Genomic DNA, 21,468 nt, shown 5'->3' with positions numbered 1-21,468 from the left:
GGCACAGGATACGGCGCCGCGCGGCGCCGCCCGGGGCGTGCCCACGGGTCGGATGCCGCGCGACCCGCCCCGCGGGTCGGGCCTCAGCCCTCGTCGAGCGCGAGGAGGTCGTCGACCGTCTCGCGCCGCACGAGCACGCGACTCGCGCCGTCGCGCACCGCCACGACGGGCGGGCGCGTCAGGAGGTTGTAGTTCGACGCCATCGAGCGCCCGTACGCGCCCGTCGCGGGCACCGCGAGCAGGTCGCCCGCGCGCACGTCGCCGGGGAGCAGCACCTCGTGGACCACGATGTCGCCGCTCTCGCAGTGCTTGCCCACCACGCGCGCGAGGACCGGTTCCGCGTCCGACGCCCGGCCCACGACCTCCGCGTGGTACTGCGCCTCGTACAGCGCGGGGCGGATGTTGTCGCTCATGCCGCCGTCGACCGACACGTACGTCCGCACGCGCCCGTCGTCGAGCGCGACGGGCTTGACCGTGCCCACCGTGTAGAGCGTGAGCCCCGCCGGGCCGACGATCGCACGCCCGGGCTCGATCGAGAACCGCGGCAGGGGCGTGCCGAGCTCGGCCGCCGCCGCCTCGACGGCGCGCGCGACGTCCTTCGCGACGCGCTCCGGGTCGAGCGCGACGTCGCCCGGGAGGTACGCGATGCCGTAGCCCCCGCCGACGTCGACCTCGTCGACGAGCACGCCCGTGCGCGCGGCGAGCCGGGCCCGCAGGTCCAGCACCGCCCGCGCCGCGACCTCGAAGCCCGAGGGGTCGAGGATCTGGGAGCCGATGTGCGAGTGGATCCCCAGCAGGTGCAGCTCGGGGCGCGCGACGACGTCGAGCAGCGCCGTCATGGCCGGGGAGTCGCCGGCCGGCTCGCCGTCCGCGCCGCGCGGTGCCGCGATCGACAGGCCGAACTTCTGGTCCTCGTGCGCCGTCGAGATGTACTCGTGCCCGCCCGCGTGGACGCCCGTCGTCACGCGCACCATGACCGGCGCGACGACACCCCGCTCCCCGGCCAGCCGCGCGACGCGCGCGACCTCCACGAGCGAGTCGACGATGATCCGGCCCACGCCCTCGTCGAGCGCGCGGACGATCTCCGCGTCGGACTTGTTGTTGCCGTGCAGCCCGATCAGAGGGCCGGGCACGCCCGCGCGCAGCGCGACGGCGAGCTCGCCCCCGCTCGCCGTGTCGACCCGCAGGCCCTCCTCGCGCGCCCAGCGCGCGACCGCCACCGTGAGCAGCGCCTTGCCCGCGTAGTACACGTCGACGTCCGACCCGACGGCGCGGAACGCCGTCTCGAACGCGGTGCGGTACGCGCGGGCGCGGGTGCGGAAGTCGTCCTCGTCGAGCACGTAGGCGGGCGTGCCGTGCTCGGCCGCGAGCCGGTGCACGTCGACGCCCGCGACCTCGACGACGCCGTCCTCGCGGCGACGCACGCCGCGCGACCACGGCTCGCCCGGGTGCCCGGGCACGCCCGTGCTCACATGCGCTCCGGCGCGGACACGCCGAGCAGCCCGAGGCCGTTGGCGAGGACCTGGCGCACGGCGTCGTTGAGCCACAGGCGCGTGCGGTGCGTGTCCGTCACCTCCTCGTCGGGGTAGGGCAGGACGCGCTGCGACTTCTGCTGGTACCACGTGTGGTAGTCGCCCGCGAGCGCCTCGAGGTAGCGCGCGACGCGGTGCGGCTCGCGCAGCTCGGCCGCCTGGGCGACGATCCGTGGGTACTCCGTGAGGCGCCCGATCAGGGCGGCCTCCGACGGGTGGTCGAGCAGCGCGGGCTCGAACCCGTCGGCGCGCGACACCCCGCGCTCGGCGGCGTTGCGGTCGACCGCCGCGGTGCGCGAGTGCGCGTACTGCACGTAGTAGACGGGGTTCTCGTTCGTCGCGCGGGCGAGCAGGTCGAGGTCGAGGTCGATGTTCTGGTCCGCGGAGGAGCGCGCGAGCGAGTAGCGGGCGGCGTCGACCCCGACGGCCTCGACGAGGTCCTCGAGCGTCACGACCGTGCCGGCGCGCTTGGACATGCGCACGGGCTGGCCGTCCTTGACGAGGTTGACCATCTGCCCGATGAGGAGCTGGAGGTTCTTCCCCGGGGTGTCGCCGAACGCGGCGGCGACGGCCATCATGCGGCCCACGTACCCGTGGTGGTCGGCGCCGAGCATGATGATGACCTCGTCGAAGCCGCGCTCGCGCTTGTCGAGGTAGTAGGCGATGTCTCCCGCGATGTAGGCGGCGTCGCCGTCGGACTTGATGACGACGCGGTCCTTGTCGTCGCCGAAGTCCGTGGTGCGCAGCCACGTCGCGCCGTCCTTGTCGAACATGTGCCCGGACGCGCGCAGGCGCTCGACGGCGCGCTCGACGGCGCCCGACTCGTGCAGCGAGTCCTCGTGGAAGTACACGTCGAAGTCGACGCCGAAGTCGTGCAGCGACGCCTTGATCTCGCCGAACATGCGCTCGACGCCGCGGGCCCGGAAGACCTCCTGCGCCTCGTCGTCGGGCAGCGTCCGCGGGTCGGGCTCGCCCGCCGCGGTCGCGTCGGCGATCACCGCGTCCGCGATCTCGGAGATGTACTCGCCGCCGTACCCGTCCTCGGGCGCCTCCAGGCCGCGGGCGCGCGCGAGCAGGGACCGCGCGAAGCGGTCGATCTGCGCGCCGTGGTCGTTGAAGTAGTACTCGCGCGTCACGTCCGCGCCGCTCGCCTCGAGCACGCGCGCGAGCGAGTCGCCGACGGCCGCCCAGCGGACGCCGCCGATGTGGATCGGGCCCGTGGGGTTGGCGGAGACGAACTCGAGGTTGACCTTCTTGCCGGCCTCCGAGTCGCCGCGACCGTACGCGGGGCCCGCCTCGACGATCGTGCGCGCGAGCTCGCCCGCGGCGGCGGCGTCGAGCGTGATGTTGAGGAAGCCGGGGCCGGCGACGTCCACGGCCTTGACGCCCGGCGTCGCGGCGAGGCGGTTGGCGAGGTCCTCGGCGAGCGCGCGCGGCGTCGTGCCCGCCTTCTTCGCGAGCTGCAGCGCGACGTTCGTGGCCCAGTCGCCGTGCTCGCGCTGGCGGGGTCGCTCCACGTGGACGCGCTCGGGGACCGCGGTCGGGTCCAGGGCGAGGGTGCCGTCGGCGACGGCGGCGGCCAGGGCAGCGCTCAGCGCTTCGGAGAGCTCGTCGGGGGTCACCGGACGATTCTACCGAGGGCGCGGGTGCGTTCCGTCGCGGCGTCCGCACCACGTCCCGTCCGGTCGGCACGCGAGGGAAAGGGGTTGTGGCCCCGGGTGGCCCGGGCGTGGGATGGGCACACGGACGACGGCGGTCCGGGGGGCGACGAGCCACCCCTCCTGCCGTGCCCGCCGTCCCGCCGATGCACCGTTTCCGCCGAGAGCCTGGGAGTTGTCATGGACGACCGCGTCGCCGCGTTCCACCGCCTGCACGAGGACGGGTGCTTCGTCATGCCGAACCCGTGGGACGCCGGCTCCGCCCGCGTGCTGGAGCAGCTCGGCTTCCCCGCCCTCGCGACCACGAGCGCGGGGTTCGCGTGGACCCGCGGCGCGCCGGACGCCGGGGTCGGCCTCGAGGAGGTGCTCGACCACCTCGGCGCGGTCGCCGCGGCCGTCGCGGTGCCGGTCAACGCGGACTTCGAGGGCGGCTACGCGGTGGACCCCGAGGGCGTCGCGGCCCACGTGTCCCGTGCGGTGACGACCGGCGTCGCCGGGCTGTCGATCGAGGACTCCACGGGCGACCCGGACCGCCCGCTGCACGACGTCGGCCTCGCCGTCGAGCGCGTCCGGGCGGCGCGCGAGGCGATCGACGCGAGCGGCACGGGCGTCCTGCTCACCGGCCGCTCGGAGGGGTTCGTCGTCGGCCGACCGGACCTCGACGAGACACTGCGCCGGCTCGTGGCGTACGCCGAGGCGGGCGCGGACTGCCTCTACGCGCCCCGGCTCGCCTCGCTGGAACAGGTCGCGGCGGTCGTCGAGGCGGTCGCCCCGAAGCCGGTGAACCTGCTCGTCAACGCGCCGTTCACGACGGTCGCGGAGGCGGCCGCGGTCGGGGTCCGGCGGATCAGCGTCGGCGGCACCCTGGCGCGCGCCGCCTGGGGCGGGTGGCTCGCGGCCGCGCGCGAGATGGCGGAGGCCGGCACGTTCACGCGGTTCGACGCGCTCCCCGACGTGGACGCGCTGCTCGCCCCGCCCCGGTAGCCTCACGGGCCGTCGCACGCCGCCCGCACCCGCCCGGGCCGAGGCCGACCCGCCGGGTGCGGGACGGGTCCACGCACCCCGCACGTGCTGGTAGTCTCGTGCCTCGCGCCGACGGTCTCCGTCGGTGCACGCCCTCGTAGCTCAGTGGATAGAGCGTCTGCCTCCGGAGCAGAAGGTCGTAGGTTCGAATCCTATCGAGGGCACCTCTCCCCGAGCCCGGCCCGCCACGTGCGGCCGGGCTCGCGTCGTCCCCGGCCCAGGTCCTGCCGCGGCCCGCGCGCTCCCGCTACGGTGAGCCCATGACCGACGGCGGCTACGGCGACTTCGAGTTCGAGCGCCGGTTCCTCGTGCGCGACCTCCCCGAGGACCTGCGCGACGCCCCGGCGCTCGTCGTGCAGAGCTACTACCTCGCCGACGAGGGGTACGCGCTGCGGCTTCGCGCCAAGGTCCCGACCGTCGACGAGACGATGGACGCCACGACCGACCCGGTGCGCCTCCTCGACCGGTACGCGCCCGCCGTCGACCTGTGCACCCTGACCGTCAAGGGACCGATGGCGGGCGGCACGCGCTACGAGGCGGAGCGCGAGGTCGACGTCGCGGTGGGCGTGCAGATGATCCGGCGAGGCGGCGCGCGCGTCGTCAAGACGCGCTACTCGGTGTGGGTCGGGGCCGACGGCTGGGTCGTCGACGTGTTCGGGGGCGAGAACCACCCGCTCGTCGTCGCGGAGTGCGAGCGCACCGGACCGGTGACCGACCTGCAGATCCCCGCGTTCTGCGTCACCGAGCTCACGGACGACCCGCGGTTCTCCAACGACGCCCTCGCGAGCCGCCCCTACGGCCGGTGGCGCGAGGAGTTCGAGGCCGAGCTCGCGGCGTCGGGCCCGCGCTTCCTCCAGGACTTCGGCCGCAACGAGCGGCTGTCCGGGCCGTAGCGCCGACCGGGCGTCCGCCCGGGCGCACGACCCCGGCGGACGGGTCCGGTTCAGGCGAGCGCGTCCGCCGCGGCGCGCACCGCCGCGACGTCGAAGCGGACGGCGCGGCGGTCGACCGGCACCCAGCCCGGCTCGTGCCCGAACAGCACCGCCCACGGGAGCGCGCCCGGCGAGACGTGCTCGCGCACGTGGTCGTGGGCGCGCGCGTCGGCGACCTCGCGCTCGACCGCGTCCTCGAGCGCCACGAGCTCGGCGCGCAGGGCCTCTCCCTTCTCCGTGAGCCGGTGCGCACGCCCCGGCTCGAGGTAGCCGTCACGACGCGCCCCCTGCAGGACCCGGCGCGCGCCCGCGCGCAGCCGCGCGCGCAGGGCGTCGTCGGCGGGGTCGAGCACGACCCGCGCGCCGGGTGCGGCGTCCGCGCCGAACAGCGCCTCGACCGAGCCCTGCTCACGCTCCGAGCCGAGCGGTGTGTCGAGGAGGACGAGCGCGGGACCGGGCTCCGCCGTCTCGACGCGCACGGAGCCCGCGAGGGCGAGGGAGAGCACCTGCGCGGCGAGCGCGTGCTCGGGGCGGCGCAGGACGACCGCGGCGAGGAGCAGGTCGGCCACGTCCTCGACGATACGTCGGCACGGCCGGGACGGGCGCAGGACGGACCCGCGTCAGGAGCTCTGGATCTCCTCGACGCCCTGGACGTACTCGAAGTGCCACGGCTCGTAGGCGCCGCTGCCGCCGCGCTTGGCCCACGCCGGGTTCGCCCAGCCGTACGTGGCGCCGTTCTGGTTGATCCACGCGTAGACCTCGCGGGACCCGGTCTCGATCGAGCAGAGGTCGATCGCGAGGCCCCAGCCGTGCATGGACCAGCCGGGCGGCGCGGCGAACGCGCCGCGCGTGGACTTGAGCGAGACCTGCGTGGAGAGCGTGCGGTACGACGACACGAGGCACAGGTCCCGGCCGAACTTCGCGCGGAACGCCTCGTTCATGGCCGACAGCGCGACGGCGGCGTCGGGCCGCAGGTGCTCACCCGCCTGCCACAGCTCGCACAGCGCGTGCTCGTCGAGCTTGCCGTTCTCGCCCGCGGGGCGGACCGACGGGTCGCACCCGGGGAGCGGGTCGCGCGCCGCGGAGCGGGAGGCGGCCTCGCGACGCACCTCGACGCGCGGGGCGGCCGCGACGCTCGGGGAGACCGCGGGGGCCGTCGACGCGGCGGTCGCGAGGTCGAGCGCGCTCGGCCCGGCGGGACGGGTGTCCGGCTCGAAGGGCGACTGCGAGCCGAGGCCGTCGTCGGCCCCGGCGGAGAGCGGCATCGCGATGGTCGCGGCGGCCAGGGTCCCGAGGACGGCGACGCGCGGCACCCAGCGGTGCTGGCTGGCGACCTGTGCCTGGGGACGGCGACGGCGGGAGCCCTGCTCCGCCTCGCGCCGGGCACGTCGGGACTCGAGTGCGGGGGCGCCGGTCTGCTGCGACTCCACCCGCCACCTGCCTCTCCACCCTTCGGGGCGACCTGACGGCCGCCGACGTGCGATCAATCACGAGACAGTAACGAAGCACCCCGGCGATGCCAAGTCCCCTGCTCAGGGCCCCACGGACGCCCTCGGGGGACCTCCGGGCCCGTCAGTGCCGGCGCTGCATCGCGTCCCGCACCTCGCCGACGAGCTCCTCGAGGATGTCCTCGAGGAACACGACGCCGAGCGCGCCGCCGCCCTCGGGGTCGTCGACCCGCGCGAGGTGCGCGCCGGAGCGCTGCATCGCCCGCAGCGCGTCCTCGACCTCGTCCTCGGGCGCTGCCGTCGCGAGCGCGCGCACGCGCCACGCGGGGACCGGCGCACCGCGCGTCGCCTCGTCCGCGTAGAGGACGTCCTTGACGTGGAGGTAGCCCACGAGGTCGCCCGTCGCGTCCGCGACCGCGAAGCGCGAGAACCCGGTCTTGGCGACGAGGTGCTCGACGTCGTCGGGCGTGCAGCCCTCGGTCACCGTGACGAGGTCCGCGACCGGGACCATGACGTCGCGCGCCGTGCGCTCCGAGAACTCGATGGCGCCCGAGAGCAGGCCCTGCTCGTCGCGCAGCACGCCCTCGGCCTGGGAGTGCTCGACGATCGACTGCACCTCCTCGGCCGTGAACGCCGACGCCACCTCGTCCTTGGGCTCGACGCCCGTCGCGCGCACGGCGTGGTTGGCGAGCCAGTTGAGCGCCGCGATGACCGGGCGCAGCACGCGCCCGATCCACACGAGCGGCGGCCCGAACCACATGACGGCCGTCTCCGGCCCCGCCACCGCGAGGTTCTTGGGGACCATCTCCCCCAGCACCACGTGCAGGTACACGACGACCGCGAGCGCCACGACGAACGCGATCGGGTGCGCGAGCGCCGTGCTCACGCCGAGAGCGTGCAGCGGGTCCTCGATGAGGTGCGCGAGCGCGGGCTCGGCGACGACGCCCAGCCCGGTCGAGCAGATCGTCACCCCGAGCTGGGCGCACGCGAGCATGAGCGAGACGTTCTCCATGGCCCACAGCACGGTCTGCGCGCGGCGGTTGCCCTGGGCCGCGAGCGGCTCGATCGCCGAGCGGCGCGCGGAGATGACGGCGAACTCGGCGCCGACGAAGAACGCGTTGCCCGCGAGCAGCAGGACCGCGAGGAGGAGCGCGGTGGTCGAGCTCATGCGTCCTCCTCCGCGGGGTCGGGGCGCACGGAGAGCCGCTCGACCCGCCGGCCCTCCATCGCCTCGACGCGCAGCACGACGCGCGAGCGGCCGCTGCCCGCGACGACCTCGTCGCCGGGCGCGGGCACGCGTCCGAGCCGCGCCATGACGAGCCCGCCGAGCGTCTCGTACGCGCCGTCCTCGGGGACGGTGAGGGTCGTGACCTCGGTGAGCTCGTCCGGGCGCATGACGCCGGGCACGAGCCACGAGCCGTCGGCGCGGCGGGCGGCGCCGGCGCGGCGCGGGTCGTGCTCGTCCGCGACGTCGCCGACGAGCTCCTCGACGACGTCCTCGAGCGTCACGACGCCGGACGTGCCGCCGTACTCGTCGACGACGACGGCCATCTGGAGGCCGAAGCCGCGCAGCTCGACGAGCAGGGGGCCGAGCCGCACCGTCTCGGGGACGCGGGGTGCGTCGACCATGAGCGCGGCGGCGGGGACCTCGTCGCGCCGGTCGTAGGGGACGGCGACCGCGCGGCGCAGGTGGACGAGGCCGACGACGTCGTCGCGGTCCTCGCCGATCACGGGGAACCGCGAGTGGCCGGTCCGGCGCGCGGCGTCGACGACGTCCGCGGCGGTCGCGTCGCGCCCGACGACGACCATGCGCATGCGGTCGGTCATGACGTCGACGGCGCTCAGCTCGTCGAGCTCGATCGAGTTGGTGAGCAGGGTCGCGACGGAGACGTCGAGCGTGCCCTCCTGGGCCGAGCGGCGCACGAGCGCGGCGAGCTCGGACGCCGAGCGGGCGCCGGACAGCTCCTCGCGCGGCTCGACGCCGACGCGGCGCAGGATCGCGTTGGCCGACCCGTTGAGCACCGCGATCACCGGGCGGAACAGCTTGGTGAACTGGCGCTGCACGGGGACCACCTGGCGGGCGGTCGCGTACGGCGCGCTGAGCGCGAAGTTCTTGGGGATGAGCTCGCCGAACAGCATCGAGACGAAGTTCACGACGACGAGGGCCAGGACGCCGGCGAGGACCGCCGCCGTGGCCTGCCCGAGCGCGGTGGCGGCGAGCCCGGCGCCGAACAGCGAGAGCAGGGCCGGCTGCGCGGTGTAGCCGAGGAGGATCGTCGTCAGCGTGATGCCGACCTGCGCCGAGGAGAGCTCGGTCGACAGGTGCTTGAGCCCGGCGCGGACGCTGCGGTCGCGGCGGTCCGGGCGTGCGCCGCCGGAGGTGCCGGAGCGACGTCTGTCGCCCTCCTCGTCGGCGTCGTCGCCCGCCGGGAGGACGGCGGGGTCGAGGGTGACCAGCGAGAACTCGCTGGCCACGAAGACGGCGGTGCCTGCGGTGAGGAGCACCCCGAGCGCGACCATGACCCAGTCGCCTACCACGAGGTGCTCCACCGATATCGGGGGGTGCTCTTCATCGTGCCGACGATGCTAGCGCCCGTCCCCCGCGGCCCGCCCGGTCGGCGCACCCGCGCGCCCGGTGCCCGCACGGGAAATCCGGCCGACCTGGGCCGACGTGTGCCACGCTGTATCCCATGGCAGATCCGAGGGCAGCGAGCGCATCACCGACCGGCGCGGGCGCCGGTCCCGTCCCGGGCCGCGGGCCCGTGCCCACGACCGCGCCGTTGGCCGGCGCGACGCCGCAGCAGGCGGCCACCGTGCTCGTCGTCGAGGACGAGCCGGCGATCGCGACCGCCATCGCGCAGCGGCTGAGCGCGGAGGGCTGGCGCGTCGAGGTCGCGCGCGACGGCCTCTCGGGCGTCGACGCCGCGACGCGGCTGCGTCCCGACGTCATCGTGCTGGACGTCATGCTGCCCGGCATCGACGGCCTCGAGGTGACGCGCCGCATCCAGGCCGAGCAGCCGGTCCCGATCCTCATGCTCACCGCGCGCGACGACGAGACGGACATGCTCATCGGTCTCGGGGTGGGCGCCGACGACTACATGACGAAGCCGTTCTCGATGCGCGAGCTCGTCGCGCGCATCAAGGCGCTGCTGCGCCGCGTGGACCGTGCCACGCAGGCCGCGAGCGCCGCGCCGACCGACCCGCCCATGACGGTGGGCGACGTGACGATCGACAAGGCGCAGCGCCGCGTGTACCGCGCGGGCGAGGAGGTCCACCTCACGCCCACGGAGTTCGAGCTCCTCGTGATGCTCGCGAGCTCCCCGAAGACCGTGCTCACCCGCGAGCGCCTGCTCGCGGAGGTGTGGGACTGGGCGGACGCGAGCGGCACGCGCACCGTCGACTCGCACATCAAGGCGCTGCGCCGCAAGCTCGGCGCGGACCTCATCCGCACGGTGCACGGCGTCGGCTACGCGTTCGAGCCGCCCGTCGGATGACCTCCCCCGCCGACGGCACGGACCCCGGCGCCGGTCCCGCACGGGCGCCGGGCACCGGCTCGGCGCGTGGTGGGGTGCGCGCGCACACGATCCGCCCGCACCTGCCCGACGTCCGGCCGCTCGACTCGTTCCGCTCGCTGAAGATCAAGCTCGGCGTGCTGGTCGCCGCGACGGTGACGCTCGCCGTCCTCATCACGTGGATCGGCCTGCAGAACCAGCTCGGGCCGTCGCGCACGTTCCCGCTCGCGATCGTGCTCTCGCTCCTGCTCACGCAGCTGCTCGCGCGCGGGATGACCTCGCCGCTGCGCGAGATGACGGCCGCGGCGCGCGCGATGGCCGACGGCGACTACACGCGCCGCGTGCGCGCGACGAGCCGCGACGAGGTGGGGCAGCTCGCCGTCGCGTTCAACGTCATGGCCGAGGACCTCGCGACGAGCGACCAGGTGCGTCGCGAGCTCATCGCGAACGTCTCGCACGAGCTGCGCACGCCGGTCGCGGCGCTCCAGGCGCAGCTGGAGAACGTCGTGGACGGCGTCACGCAGCCGACGCCCGCGACGATGGAGATGGCCCTCGCCCAGACGGAGCGCCTCACGCGGCTCGTGTCCTACCTCCTGGACCTGTCGCGCATCGAGGCGGGCGCGGCCGCGCTGAACATCACGGAGATCGACGTCGGCGACTTCCTCGAGGAGAACGCGGAGGCCGTCTCGATGGTCGAGGCCGCGAAGGGGCTGCGGTACGTCGTCGACGTCACGCCGCCGGACCTCGTGCTGGAGGCGGACCGCGAGCGCCTGCACCAGGTCGTGACGAACCTGCTCCAGAACGCGATCCGGCACTCCCCGCCCGGGGGCGAGATCCGGCTCGAGGCCTACCCCGTGGACGACGACGTCGTGCTGGAGATCGTGGACGAGGGGCCGGGGATCGCGAAGGAGGACCGCGAGCGCATCTTCGAGCGCTTCGCGCGGGCGAGCGCGACGGGTGCGCACACGACGACGGGCGGCTCGACGGGCGGCACGGGGATCGGCCTCGCGATCGTCCGGTGGGCGGTCGACCTGCACGGCGGGCGGATCGAGGTCGCCGACTCGCGCAGCGGCGCGACGATGCGCGTGACGCTCCCGGCCCGTCCGCGGGCGTTCGGCGCGCCGCTCGACGGCGAGCTCGCGGACGACGGGTACGCGGCGGACGGGTACGCGGCGGACGGGTTCGCCGACGGTCCGGGGACGAGCACCTCGGACGGTCCCGCCGGCGACGACCGCGACGACCCCGGCGCACGCGGGTCGCGCTGACCGGCCGCGGCCCCGTGCTCGCACGCCGCCGGCAGGCGCGTGAGATCCGTCACACCGCCCTCGGCGGATACCCGGGGATGGCCTGGGATTCCGCGATCTTGCCCTCCGACGGCGTGCGCGTGGCGTCGCGTTTGCCTGCCCCAGACGCGGCGTGAAGAACCCGCGAACAGGCCGCGCCGGAACGCCTCGCCCGGCCCCCTGCGAGCCCGTCGAGGGCCTAGGCTGGAGTGGTCCGGAATCCGGACGAGTCCGTGCCGTCGTCGGTGCCGCGCGTCCCGCGTGCCGCCGCGCGCCGGCTCACGGGCTGTGACCGACAGCGACCTGTGTGTGAAAGTGGGCGATCCTCGCGTGTCCCCGAAGGCTGAGTCAGAGGCGATCAGCGACGCAAGCTCCGTGTTCGGAGCGAACGAGTGGCTCGTCGACGAACTGTACGAGCAGTACCTCCAGGACAAGAACGCGGTGGACCCCGCGTGGTGGGACTTCTTCGAGGACTACCGTCCCGCGGAGCGTGCCGACGCGGCCCCGGCCGACGACGAGCCGGCGGCACCCGTGAACGGCGCCACGGCCCCGGCCGCCGCGACGACGGCTCCTGCCACCCCGGCCGCCCCCGCCGCCGAGAAGTCTCCGGCGCCCGCCGCCCCCGCCGCGCCCGCCGCCGTCACCGACGGCTCGGCCGCCGCCGAGGCCGCCCAGCGCGTCAAGCCCCCGAAGCTCCCGGCCGACCCGGCGGTCAACGCCGCGGCGGAGGCCGTGCACGCCGCACGTCCGGTCGCGACCGCGCAGCCGGCCACCGCCCCGTACGCGCAGGTCCCGGCCCGCAAGGTGCCCGGCGCGCCAGCGCCCGAGGACGAGGCGTCGGACGACGTGCAGAAGCTCCGCGGTCCCGCGGCGCGCGTCGTGACGAACATGGAGGCCAGCATCCAGGTGCCGACGGCGACGTCGGTGCGCGCGGTGCCGGCCAAGCTCATGGTCGACAACCGCATCGTCATCAACAACCACCTGCAGCGCGGCCGCGGCGGCAAGATCTCGTTCACCCACCTCATCGGGTTCGCGCTCGTCGAGGCGCTGGCCGACATGCCGGTCATGAACGCGAGCTACACGCAGATCGACGGCAAGCCGGCGGTGAACCAGCCCGCGCACGTCAACTTCGGCCTCGCGATCGACCTGGCCAAGCCGGACGGCTCGCGCCAGCTCCTCGTGCCGAGCATCAAGAAGGCCGAGACGATGGACTTCGCCCAGTTCTGGGCGGCCTACGAGGACCTCGTGCGCCGGGCGCGCGGCGGCAAGCTCGGCGTCGACGACTTCGCCGGGACGACGATCTCGCTCACCAACCCGGGCGGCATCGGCACCGTGCACTCCGTGCCGCGCCTCATGCAGGGCCAGGGCACGATCATCGGCGTCGGCGCGATGGACTACCCCGCGGAGTTCGCGGGTGCCTCGACCGAGCGCCTCGCGCGCCTCGGCATCTCGAAGGTCCTGACGATCACGTCGACCTACGACCACCGCATCATCCAGGGCGCGCAGTCGGGCGAGTTCCTGCGGATCCTGTCGCAGAAGCTGCTCGGCGAGGACGGCTTCTACGACCGCGTGTTCGCCGCGCTGCGCATCCCCTACGAGCCGGTGCGCTGGGTCCGTGACAACACGACGGACGCGGAGATCGAGGCGGCGAAGCCCGCGAAGATCGCCGAGCTCATCCACTCCTACCGCTCGCGCGGCCACCTCATGGCGGACACCGACCCGCTCGCGTACCGCCAGCGCAAGCACGGTGACCTGGACATCCAGAACCACGGCATGACGCTGTGGGACCTCGACCGCACCTTCCCGACGGGCGGGTTCGGCGGCAGGTCCCGCTCGTCGCTGCGCGACATCCTCGGCCTCCTGCGCGACTCCTACTGCCGCACGGTCGGCGTGGAGTACATGCACCTCGCGGACCGCACGCAGCGCAAGTGGCTCCAGGAGCGGCTCGAGTCCGGGTACGCCCGCACGCCGCGCGAGGACCAGCTGCGCATCCTGCGCCGCCTCAACTCCGCCGAGGCGTTCGAGACGTTCCTGCAGACGAAGTTCGTCGGGCAGAAGCGCTTCTCGCTCGAGGGCGGCGAGGCGCTCATCCCGCTGCTCGACGCGATCCTGTCGAAGGCGGCGGAGAACGGCCTCGACGAGGTCGGCATCGGCATGGCCCACCGCGGCCGCCTCAACGTGCTCGCCAACATCGCCGGCAAGAGCTACGCCCAGATCTTCGCGGAGTTCGAGGGCAACCTCGACCCGAAGAGCGTGCAGGGCTCGGGCGACGTGAAGTACCACCTCGGCACCGAGGGCGTCTTCACCGCGGAGAGCGGCGCGACGACGAAGGTCTACCTCGCGGCGAACCCGTCGCACCTCGAGGCGGTCGACCCGGTGCTCGAGGGCATCGTGCGCGCCAAGCAGGACCGCATCGACTTGGGCGGCGACGGCTTCTCCGTGCTGCCGATCCTCATCCACGGCGACGCGGCCTTCGCGGGCCAGGGCGTCGTCCCCGAGGTGCTCAACCTCTCGCAGCTGCGCGGGTACCGCACCGGCGGCACCGTCCACGTCATCATCAACAACCAGGTCGGCTTCACCACGGGCCCGTCGTCGTCGCGCTCGACGACGTACGCGACGGACGTCGCCAAGGGCTACCAGGTCCCGATCTTCCACGTGAACGGCGACGACCCCGAGGCGTGCGTGCGCGTCGCGGAGCTCGCGTTCGCGTTCCGCGAGCAGTTCGACCGCGACGTGATCATCGACATGATCTGCTACCGCCGCCGCGGTCACAACGAGGGCGACGACCCCTCGATGACGCAGCCGCTCATGTACAACCTCATCGAGGCCAAGCGCTCGGTGCGCAAGCTCTACACCGAGAACCTCGTCGCGCGCGGCGACATCACGCTCGAGGAGGCCGAGCACGTCCTGCAGGACTACCAGGCCCAGCTCGAGCGCGTCTTCACCGAGACCAAGGAGGGCGGCTTCACGCCGTCCGCGGACCGCGAGCCGGTCGCGGGCCTCGAGCGCCCCGAGTCCCAGCTCGAGGACGCGGGCACGATGGTCGGCTGGAAGACGGCGATCGACCGCTCGGTCCTCGAGCGCGTCGGCCAGGTGCACGTCGCCCCGCCGGAGGGCTTCACGGTCCACCCGAAGCTCGCGCAGCTCCTCGAGAAGCGCCGCCAGATGTCCGTCGAGGGCAACATCGACTGGGGCTTTGGCGAGCTCGCCGCGTTCGGCTCGCTCCTCGTCGAGGGCACGCCCGTGCGCCTCGCCGGCCAGGACTCGCGCCGCGGCACGTTCGTGCAGCGCCACGCGGTGCTCCACGACCGCGAGACGGGCGCCGAGTGGACGCCGCTGCTGTACCTGTCCGCGGACCAGGCGAAGTTCTGGGTCTACGACTCCTCGCTGTCGGAGTACGCCGCGCTCGGGTTCGAGTACGGCTACTCCGTCGAGCGCCCCGACGCGCTCGTGCTCTGGGAGGCGCAGTTCGGCGACTTCGTCAACGGCGCCCAGACGGTGATCGACGAGTTCATCTCGTCCGCCGAGCAGAAGTGGGGCCAGTACTCGTCGGTCGTCATGCTCCTCCCCCACGGCTACGAGGGCCAGGGGCCGGACCACTCGTCCGCGCGCATCGAGCGCTTCCTGCAGCTCGCGGCCGAGGACAACATGACGATCGCGCAGCCGTCGACCCCCGCGTCGTACTTCCACCTGCTGCGCCGCCAGGCGTACGCGCGCCCGCGCCGTCCGCTCATCGTCTTCACGCCCAAGCAGCTCCTGCGCCTCAAGGCGGCCGCGTCGAGCGTCGAGGACTTCACGACCGGCACGTTCCGGCCCGTGATCCCGGACGCGGCGGCCGACCCGGCGAAGGTGGACCGCGTGCTGCTGTGCACGGGCCGCGTGTACTACGACCTGCTCGCCGAGCGCACCAAGCGCGGCGACGAGGGCGTGGCGCTCGTCCGGCTCGAGCAGCTGTACCCGCTCGACGTCGACGGCATCCGCGCCGAGCTCGCGAAGTACCCGGGCGCCGAGGTCGTGTGGGTCCAGGACGAGCCCGAGAACCAGGGCGCGTGGTCGTTCGTGCACATCAACCTGCCCGACGACCTGCCGCGCGTCAGCGTCGTCTCCCGCCCGGCGTCGGCGTCGACCGCGGCCGGCACGGCCAAGAAGCACCAGGCCGAGCAGGCCGTGCTCCTCGAGCAGGCGTTCGCGCGCTGACCGGCGGGTCACCGCACCCGGACACGACGAAGGCCCCCTCCGTGCGGAGGGGGCCTTCGTCGTCAGGTCACCCGGCCGTCCCGGGCGATGCCGCTACCAGCGGTCGTGCACCTGGGCGCGCAGGTGCCGGTCGTAGATCTCGCGCACGCCCGACGAGAACAGCGGCCCGAGCACGTCGGCGCTTCCGGCGGCGGCGTTCGCGCGCGCCTGCTCGACGCTGCGGGCGCCGGGGATGACGGTCGACACCCCCGGCTGCTGCCAGACCCACGCGATCGCGACCTGCGCGGGCGTGAGGTCCTGCCCGACGACGTCCTGCACGAGCGCGGAGAACTCGCCCGCCGCCTGGACGCCCGTCTCGAAGTCGACCCCGGAGAAGGTCTCGCCGACGTCGAACGCGCTGCCGTCGCGGTTGTAGGTCCGGTGGTCGTCGGCCGCGAACGTCGTGTCCGTGGTGTACCTCCCGGACAGCAGGCCGGAGGCCAGGGGCACGCGCGCGATGATCCCGACGCCGGCGTCGGACGCCGCGGGCAGGACCGTGTCGAGCGGCTTGAGCCGGAACGCGTTGAGGATGATCTGCACGGTCGCGACGCCGGGCCGCGCGATCGCGGTCAGCGCCTCGTCGACCGTCTCCACGCTCACGCCGTAGCTCGCGATCGCGCCCTCGGCGACGAGCGTGTCGAGCGCGTCGTACACCTCGTCGCGCGAGTACACCGGGGTCGGCGGGCAGTGGAGCTGGACGAGGTCGAGCCGGTCGGTGCGCAGGTTGCGGCGCGAGCGGTCGGTCCACTCGCGGAACTTCGCGAGCGTGAAGTTGTCCGGGTCCTGGGCCTCGCGGCGGCCCATCTTCGTCGCCACGGTGATGGAGTGGCCGGGGTTGTCGGCGAGGAACGCGCCGATGACCTGCTCGCTGCGACCGTCGCCGTAGACGTCCGCGGTGTCGAAGAACGTCACGCCCGCCTCGGCCGAGGCGTCGAGGACGGCGAGCGCGTCCTGCTCGCTCACGTCGCCCCAGTCGGCGCCGAGCTGCCAGGTTCCCAGTCCGACGACCGAGACGAGACGCCCCGTGCGCCCGAGCACCTGTCGTTCCATCGTTCCTCCTCGTGCTGCGTCGGGCGCGTCGGAAGACGCACCCGGGCACCGAGTCTGACGGTCGGGAGCGGATCGCGCACGCTCGCACGCCGAGTACCGTATGTGAGCGTGAACACCCCAGCCCCGTCGGGAACCCAGGTCCGCATCGCCCACGGCGAGCACGCAGCGACGATCACCGAGGTCGGAGCGGCCGTGCGCGAGTACACGGTGGGCGGCCGCCCCGTCTTCACCCCGTTCCGCGAGGACGAGGTGGCGCCCGCGTTCAACGGGGCGGTCCTCGTCCCGTGGCCCAACCGCCTGCGCGACGGCTCCTACGAGGTGGACGGCACCACGTACCAGGTGCCGATCACCGAGCCCGGGCGCGGCACCGCGCTGCACGGGCTCGCGTGCTGGCAGCGCTGGACGGTCGTCGAGCACGAGGCCGCGCGCGCGGCGCTCGAGCTGCACCTGCCGCCGTCGCCCGGCTACCCGTTCGACCTCGTCGTGCGCGTGACGTACTCGCTCGACGACGCCGGGCTGCGCGTCCACGTGCGCACGACGAACGTCGGCGCGTCGACCGCCCCGTACGGCGTGGGCTTCCACCCGTGGCTGTCCGCCGACGGCGCGGACCTCGACGCGTGCACGCTGCGCCTCGACGCCGCGACGCGCGTCACGACCGACGACCGCCTCCTGCCCACGGGCACCGAGCCGGTCGCGGGCACCTACGACCTGCGCGAGCCGCGCCTGCTCGCGGGCGTCGACCTCGACGACGCGTACGTCGACGTGCTGCGCGACGCCGACGGGCTGTCGTGGGTGCGCCTCACCGCGCCCGACGGGCGCACCGCCGCCGTATGGATGGACGGTTCGATGGACACGTGGCAGGTGTGCACGGGCGACCACGTGGGCGACGCCGCTTTCCAGCGCTCCGGCGTGGCCGCGGAGCCCATGAGCTGCGTCGCGGACGCGTTCCGCACCGGCGAGCGTCTCGTCCGGCTCGCGCCGGGCTCGTCGCACGAGGTCACGTGGGGCGCGACACTCCTGTGACGGTCCGCGCGCGGGCCGCCGCCGCTCCCGGCGCGCTCGACACGCCGTCCGCACCGGGCCGGATCGACCCGCGCGCCCCGCGTCGGGGAGAATGGCGCCCGTGGAAGACGCGGTGAGTCGTGAGGTACGGATCTGCGTCGTCGGCGACGAGCTGAGCGCCGGCGTCGGCGACGCCAAGGCCCTGGGGTGGGCGGGGCGCGTCGTCGCGCGCACGCGCTTCCCCCAGCCGGCGTACGTGTTCCCCCTCGCGATCCCCGGGGAGACGACGACGGCGCTCAGCCAGCGCTGGGAGGCGGAGACCGCCCGCCGGTTCTCGCCCGAGCCGGACGTGGACAACCGCCTCGTCATCGGGCTGGGCCGGCACGACCTCGACGCGGGGCTGTCCGTCGCGCGCTCGCGCCTCAACCTGGCGAACGTCCTCGACGTCGCGGAGTCGCGGCGGCTGCCGACGTTCGTCGTCGGCCCGCCGCCCGGGCACGCGCAGGACGCCGAGCGGCTCGCCGAGCTCTCGCACGCGTTCTCCGACGTGGCGAACCGGCGTCGCGTGCCGTACGTCGACACGTTCAGCCCGCTCGTGACGCACGAGCAGTGGCTCGCCGACCTCGCGCAGAGCGGCAACGGCTTCCCCGGGCAGGCCGGCTACGGCCTCATGGCCTGGCTCGTGCTGCACACCGGGTGGCACGCGTGGCTGGGCCTGCCCGACGACACGGTCTGAGAACGCCCCCGCGCGGAGCCGACGCCGGCGGTCGCCGGGCACGCCCCGGACGCGACGCGGCCCCGCGGGCCGAGGGCGGTCGTCCGACCGCTCCCGCACCGCGGGGCCGTGCTGCGCCGCGCCGACGCTCAGCCGCGTGAGACCGTGAGGTCGCCCGAGACGGTGTTCGCCGAGACGTACGCTCCCCCGGCGCCCGGCTGGTCGACGTGGTCGACCGACGTCGTGCGCTGCGCGCTCGACCCGAGCCGGACGCCGTCGAGCACGGCCTTGCCCGTGACGCTGCGGGCCTTGAGGTTGACCGGCGAGCCGGCGCCGAGGCGCACCGCCACGTCACCGGAGACCGTGCGCGCGTCCACGAGCGGCGTGCTCTCGCGCGCGACGACCTCCACGCCGCTCGTCACGGTGTTCACGGACACGCGGCCGAGCGTGCCGCCGAGCGTGACCGGCCCGGACGCGGTGCTCACGTGGACGTCGCCCACGTGCTCGCCGACGTCGACGGCCCCGGTCGCGGTCCGGACGGTCGCGGTGCCCGAGACGCCCTGGACGCGCACGGCGCCCGTCGCGGTGGTCACGGACAGGTCGGCCCGCGAGCCGACCACGCTCGCCGAGGCGCGCGCCGTCGTCACCTTGACCGGCACGTCCGCCGGGACGGTGAGCCGCACGACGGCGCGGTCCTTGTCCCGCAGGCCCTTCGCCCGCTCGACGATCCCCTCGACGCCCGCGAAGTCGTAGCCGACGCGCAGCTCGCCGTCGTGCGAGCTCACCTGGAGCGGGCGCTCGGACACCTCGCTGACGTCGAGGTGCGCCCCGCTCGGGCGCGCGGGGTCGGCGACGACGTCCACGGACCCGTCGGTGAGCTGGACGACGACGCGGCGGACGTCGGCGACGTCGACCGTCTGGGGTGTGGTGATGACCCAGGACTCGGTGCTCATGCGCTTCTCCTCGTTCGGTTCTCTGGTTCGGGTGCGGTGGTGGGTGTCGTCGGTCAGGGCAGCGTGGCGCGCACGGCCCGCCGCGCGCTCTCCAGCACGGTGCGCAGCGTGTCCACCGTGAGGTCGGAGACCACGCCCGCGGCGTCGGCGCGACGCAGGTCGGCGCGCACCTCCTCGCGGAACCGCTGCAGGACGGCCTCGGCCTCCGCGCGCGCGACGGACGACGCGCGCCGCCGCTCGGGCTCGCCGGACCGCGGGCGGGCGCGCGCGCTCTGCGCGGCCGCGGCGAGCTCGGCCCGCAGGCCCTGGAGCGAGCCCTGCACGTCGGCGCGCAGCGCCTCGGCGCGCTGGCGCACGGTCTCGGCGATGCCGTGCTCGAGCGCCGCCACGTCCGCACGGCGCGCCTCGATCTCGGCGCGGCCCGCCGGCGTGAGCTCGTAGGTCGTCTTGCGGCCGTCGGCGCTGCGGTGCACGAGGCCCTCGTCCTCGAGCCGCGCGAGCCGCGGGTAGATCGTCCCGGCGCTGGGCCGGTACGTGCCCCCGAAGCGGTCCGACAGCTCGGTGATGAGCTCGTACCCGTGCTTGGGGCCGGCGTCGAGCAGCGCCAGGAGGTACAGGCGGAGCTGGCCGTGCGCGAAGACCGTGGCCATCAGCGGTCCGCCGGCCCGGTCGTCGGGGCGGGGCGCGCGCCGCCGGGGCTGCCCCAGGCGGGGACGTCGGCGCGGTCGCCGTCGGGGGCGGCGTCCTCGGTCCCGGGAGCGTCCGCGGTCCCGGACGGCGTCCCGCCCCGCAGGACCGTCACGTCGCCCGAGACGGCGGAGACCCGCACCGGGGCGCCCGCGCCGACGACGGCGGGGCGGTGGAACGAGCGTGCCGCGCCGCGCTGCTCCTCGCCGTCGACGACGAGGCGACCGCTCATGCACCGGATCGCGTAGTCCATCGCGTCGGGCTCGGGCAGGCGCACGAGCACGTCCGCGGAGACCGCGCTGACCTGGATCTCGTCGGGGGTCGTGCGCGTGTCCACCGTGACGGACCCCGAGACCGAGTCGAGGCGCAGGGAGCGCAGCGCGCCGGTCGCGGTGAGGGAGCCCGAGACGGAGTCCATGCGGACGGCGCCGTCGTGCTCGCTCGCCGAGACCTCGCCGGACACGGTGTCCACGCGCAGCTCCCCGCGCGTGCGGCTCGTCACGACGGAGCCGGAGACCGTGGCGAGCCGGGCGCCGTCGCGCACTCCCGCGACGAGCGCCTCGCCCTGGACGGTCGCGACCTTGACCGTCGTGGACGCCGGGACCGCGACGTGCACGTCGGCCGCGTCCCGACCGGTGTAGGTGCGGAAGCGCTCGAGGAATCCCTTCCAGCCGGACCCGAACGGGCCGTACCCGACGCGGAGCGTCGAGCCGTCGAGGCGCACCTCGAGGGGGCGGCCGGTCACCGAGTGGACCTCGACGCGCACGTCGGTGCGCGCGGGGTCGTCGTGCGCGACGACGTCGAGCCGCCCGCCGATCACCGTCGCGTCGAGCGTCCTCACGTGCGCGAGGTCGATGGCCTGCGGACCGGTGACGGTCCAGCTCTCGTGCGTCATCGGGTGCTCCGTCCTGGTCGTCGCGGCGCGGCGGACGACCGTGCGGCCCGCGTCGAACTCGCGATATATCTCGTCCGTGGCAAACACGATATATCGCGTCCGCGGGGCTGGCAAGGGGCCGCGTGTGGGACGATGGGAGGCGGACTGGACACGCCGAGACCGGTCGTTCCACGTCGACACCCGTCGAGAACCGCCGAGACCGGCAGCACTCCCCGACCGTCAGGAGAACACCATGAGCAAGCGCGGACGCAAGCGTCGCAGCCGCAAGGGCAACGCCGCCAACCACGGCAAGCGCCCCAACGCCTGAGCACGCCCGACCCCCGCGGGGGTACGCGAGAGGGGCCCGGGCGGGGGGGGGGGGGGGGGGGCGCCGGGGGGGGGGGGGGGGGGGGGGGGGGGGGGGGGGGGGCGCGGGGGGGGGGGGGGGGGGGGGGGGGCGGGGGGGGGGGGCGGGGGCCCCGCCCCCCCGCCCGCAGGCCTGCGGGGCAGGCGGGGAGTGCTCAGGCCTGGGCGCCCGTGATGAAGGACACGGCGTCGCCGAC

The 21,468-nt window shown here is 74.7% G+C and carries 18 protein-coding genes and 1 tRNA gene; 9 read left to right on the top strand and 10 right to left on the bottom strand.

The features are described 5' to 3' along the window. Positions 1–83 precede the first annotated feature (83 nt). Together lysA and argS are read right to left on the bottom strand one after the other, a co-directional pair. A complete protein-coding gene (lysA, locus tag GYH36_RS09920) occupies positions 84–1,472 on the bottom strand; it encodes a diaminopimelate decarboxylase (protein ID WP_162289765.1) in 1,389 nt (462 codons plus the stop codon). Further along, a complete protein-coding gene (gene argS, locus GYH36_RS09915) occupies positions 1,469–3,154 on the bottom strand; it encodes an arginine--tRNA ligase (protein ID WP_024839313.1) in 1,686 nt (561 codons plus the stop codon). The genes lysA and argS overlap by 4 nt, the downstream gene beginning before the upstream one ends. 216 nt (positions 3,155–3,370) lie before the next feature. Between argS and GYH36_RS09910 the strand changes: the two genes are divergently transcribed. The 3 genes from GYH36_RS09910 (at position 3,371) to GYH36_RS09900 (ending at position 5,106) form a co-directional block, all read left to right on the top strand. Further along, positions 3,371–4,174, top strand: a complete 804-nt coding sequence (locus tag GYH36_RS09910) for an isocitrate lyase/PEP mutase family protein (RefSeq protein WP_179151474.1) — start codon at positions 3,371–3,373, stop codon at positions 4,172–4,174. Between the two features lie 130 nt (positions 4,175–4,304). Further along, a tRNA-Arg gene (locus tag GYH36_RS09905) sits at positions 4,305–4,377 on the top strand. Positions 4,378–4,473: 96 nt separating this feature from the next. Next, the gene (locus GYH36_RS09900; RefSeq protein WP_155099586.1) at positions 4,474–5,106 is read left to right on the top strand and encodes a CYTH domain-containing protein; all 633 of its coding nucleotides are present in this window, start codon (positions 4,474–4,476) and stop codon (positions 5,104–5,106) included. Positions 5,107–5,156: 50 nt separating this feature from the next. Here the strand turns inward: GYH36_RS09900 and GYH36_RS09895 are convergent, their stop codons facing one another. From GYH36_RS09895 to GYH36_RS09880, 4 genes are all read right to left on the bottom strand, one after another. Next, positions 5,157–5,714 carry a hypothetical protein gene (locus GYH36_RS09895; RefSeq protein WP_162289764.1) on the bottom strand — a complete coding sequence of 186 codons (558 nt, stop codon included), beginning with the start codon at positions 5,712–5,714 and terminating at the stop codon, positions 5,157–5,159. Between the two features lie 51 nt (positions 5,715–5,765). Further along, complete coding sequence (locus tag GYH36_RS20055) at positions 5,766–6,575, bottom strand: M15 family metallopeptidase (protein ID WP_034603340.1); 810 nt, start codon at positions 6,573–6,575, stop codon at positions 5,766–5,768. A gap of 142 nt (positions 6,576–6,717) precedes the next feature. Next, positions 6,718–7,761, bottom strand: coding sequence for a hemolysin family protein (locus GYH36_RS09885; protein ID WP_024839318.1), 1,044 nt, complete (start codon positions 7,759–7,761; stop codon positions 6,718–6,720). Next, positions 7,758–9,131, bottom strand: a complete 1,374-nt coding sequence (locus GYH36_RS09880; RefSeq protein ID WP_115943734.1) for a hemolysin family protein — start codon at positions 9,129–9,131, stop codon at positions 7,758–7,760. The genes GYH36_RS09885 and GYH36_RS09880 overlap by 4 nt, the downstream gene beginning before the upstream one ends. A 275-nt stretch (positions 9,132–9,406) precedes the next feature. On the opposite strand from GYH36_RS09880, the gene GYH36_RS09875 reads away from it, so the two are divergent. The 3 genes from GYH36_RS09875 (at position 9,407) to GYH36_RS09865 (ending at position 15,585) form a co-directional block, all read left to right on the top strand. Next, entirely contained in the window at positions 9,407–10,087 is a 681-nt protein-coding gene (locus tag GYH36_RS09875; RefSeq protein ID WP_231492789.1) for a response regulator transcription factor, read from the top strand. Continuing rightward, positions 10,084–11,370 carry a sensor histidine kinase gene (locus GYH36_RS09870; RefSeq protein WP_162289763.1) on the top strand — a complete coding sequence of 429 codons (1,287 nt, stop codon included), beginning with the start codon at positions 10,084–10,086 and terminating at the stop codon, positions 11,368–11,370. The genes GYH36_RS09875 and GYH36_RS09870 overlap by 4 nt, the downstream gene beginning before the upstream one ends. A 348-nt stretch (positions 11,371–11,718) precedes the next feature. Further along, positions 11,719–15,585, top strand: a complete 3,867-nt coding sequence (locus tag GYH36_RS09865; protein WP_312028586.1) for a multifunctional oxoglutarate decarboxylase/oxoglutarate dehydrogenase thiamine pyrophosphate-binding subunit/dihydrolipoyllysine-residue succinyltransferase subunit — start codon at positions 11,719–11,721, stop codon at positions 15,583–15,585. Between the two features lie 93 nt (positions 15,586–15,678). On the opposite strand, the gene GYH36_RS09860 is transcribed toward GYH36_RS09865, so the two are convergent. Further along, the gene (locus GYH36_RS09860; RefSeq protein WP_162289761.1) at positions 15,679–16,674 is read right to left on the bottom strand and encodes an aldo/keto reductase; all 996 of its coding nucleotides are present in this window, start codon (positions 16,672–16,674) and stop codon (positions 15,679–15,681) included. Positions 16,675–16,782: 108 nt separating this feature from the next. Between GYH36_RS09860 and GYH36_RS09855 the strand changes: the two genes are divergently transcribed. Together GYH36_RS09855 and GYH36_RS09850 are read left to right on the top strand one after the other, a co-directional pair. Then, positions 16,783–17,697 (top strand): aldose 1-epimerase family protein, encoded by a 915-nt coding sequence (locus GYH36_RS09855; RefSeq protein ID WP_312028585.1) that lies wholly within the window; start codon positions 16,783–16,785, stop codon positions 17,695–17,697. A gap of 100 nt (positions 17,698–17,797) precedes the next feature. Then, on the top strand, positions 17,798–18,412 hold the full coding sequence (locus GYH36_RS09850; protein ID WP_231492778.1) for a GDSL-type esterase/lipase family protein: 615 nt from the start codon (positions 17,798–17,800) through the stop codon (positions 18,410–18,412). Positions 18,413–18,540: 128 nt separating this feature from the next. Here the strand turns inward: GYH36_RS09850 and GYH36_RS09845 are convergent, their stop codons facing one another. The 3 genes from GYH36_RS09845 to GYH36_RS09835 are packed head-to-tail and all read right to left on the bottom strand — an operon-like array spanning position 18,541 to position 21,013. Further along, entirely contained in the window at positions 18,541–19,344 is an 804-nt protein-coding gene (locus tag GYH36_RS09845; protein WP_024839326.1) for a DUF4097 family beta strand repeat-containing protein, read from the bottom strand. A 53-nt stretch (positions 19,345–19,397) separates the two neighbouring features. Then, positions 19,398–19,994: a PadR family transcriptional regulator gene (locus tag GYH36_RS09840; RefSeq protein ID WP_024839327.1), complete on the bottom strand. Its 597-nt coding sequence runs from the start codon at positions 19,992–19,994 to the stop codon at positions 19,398–19,400. Then, positions 19,994–21,013, bottom strand: coding sequence for a DUF4097 family beta strand repeat-containing protein (locus GYH36_RS09835; RefSeq protein WP_162289760.1), 1,020 nt, complete (start codon positions 21,011–21,013; stop codon positions 19,994–19,996). Before GYH36_RS09835 ends, GYH36_RS09840 begins: the two co-directional genes overlap by 1 nt. 145 nt (positions 21,014–21,158) lie before the next feature. On the opposite strand from GYH36_RS09835, the gene GYH36_RS20470 reads away from it, so the two are divergent. After that, positions 21,159–21,233 carry a 50S ribosomal protein bL37 gene (locus GYH36_RS20470; protein WP_099052597.1) on the top strand — a complete coding sequence of 25 codons (75 nt, stop codon included), beginning with the start codon at positions 21,159–21,161 and terminating at the stop codon, positions 21,231–21,233. Positions 21,234–21,468: the final 235 nt, after the last annotated feature.

The sequence above is a fragment of the Cellulosimicrobium composti genome, assembly GCF_010287905.1.
Classification (GTDB): Bacteria; Actinomycetota; Actinomycetes; order Actinomycetales; family Cellulomonadaceae; genus Cellulosimicrobium; species Cellulosimicrobium composti.
Note: the sequence above shows the minus strand (reverse complement) of the source record. Positions and strands in the feature narration are given on the sequence as shown.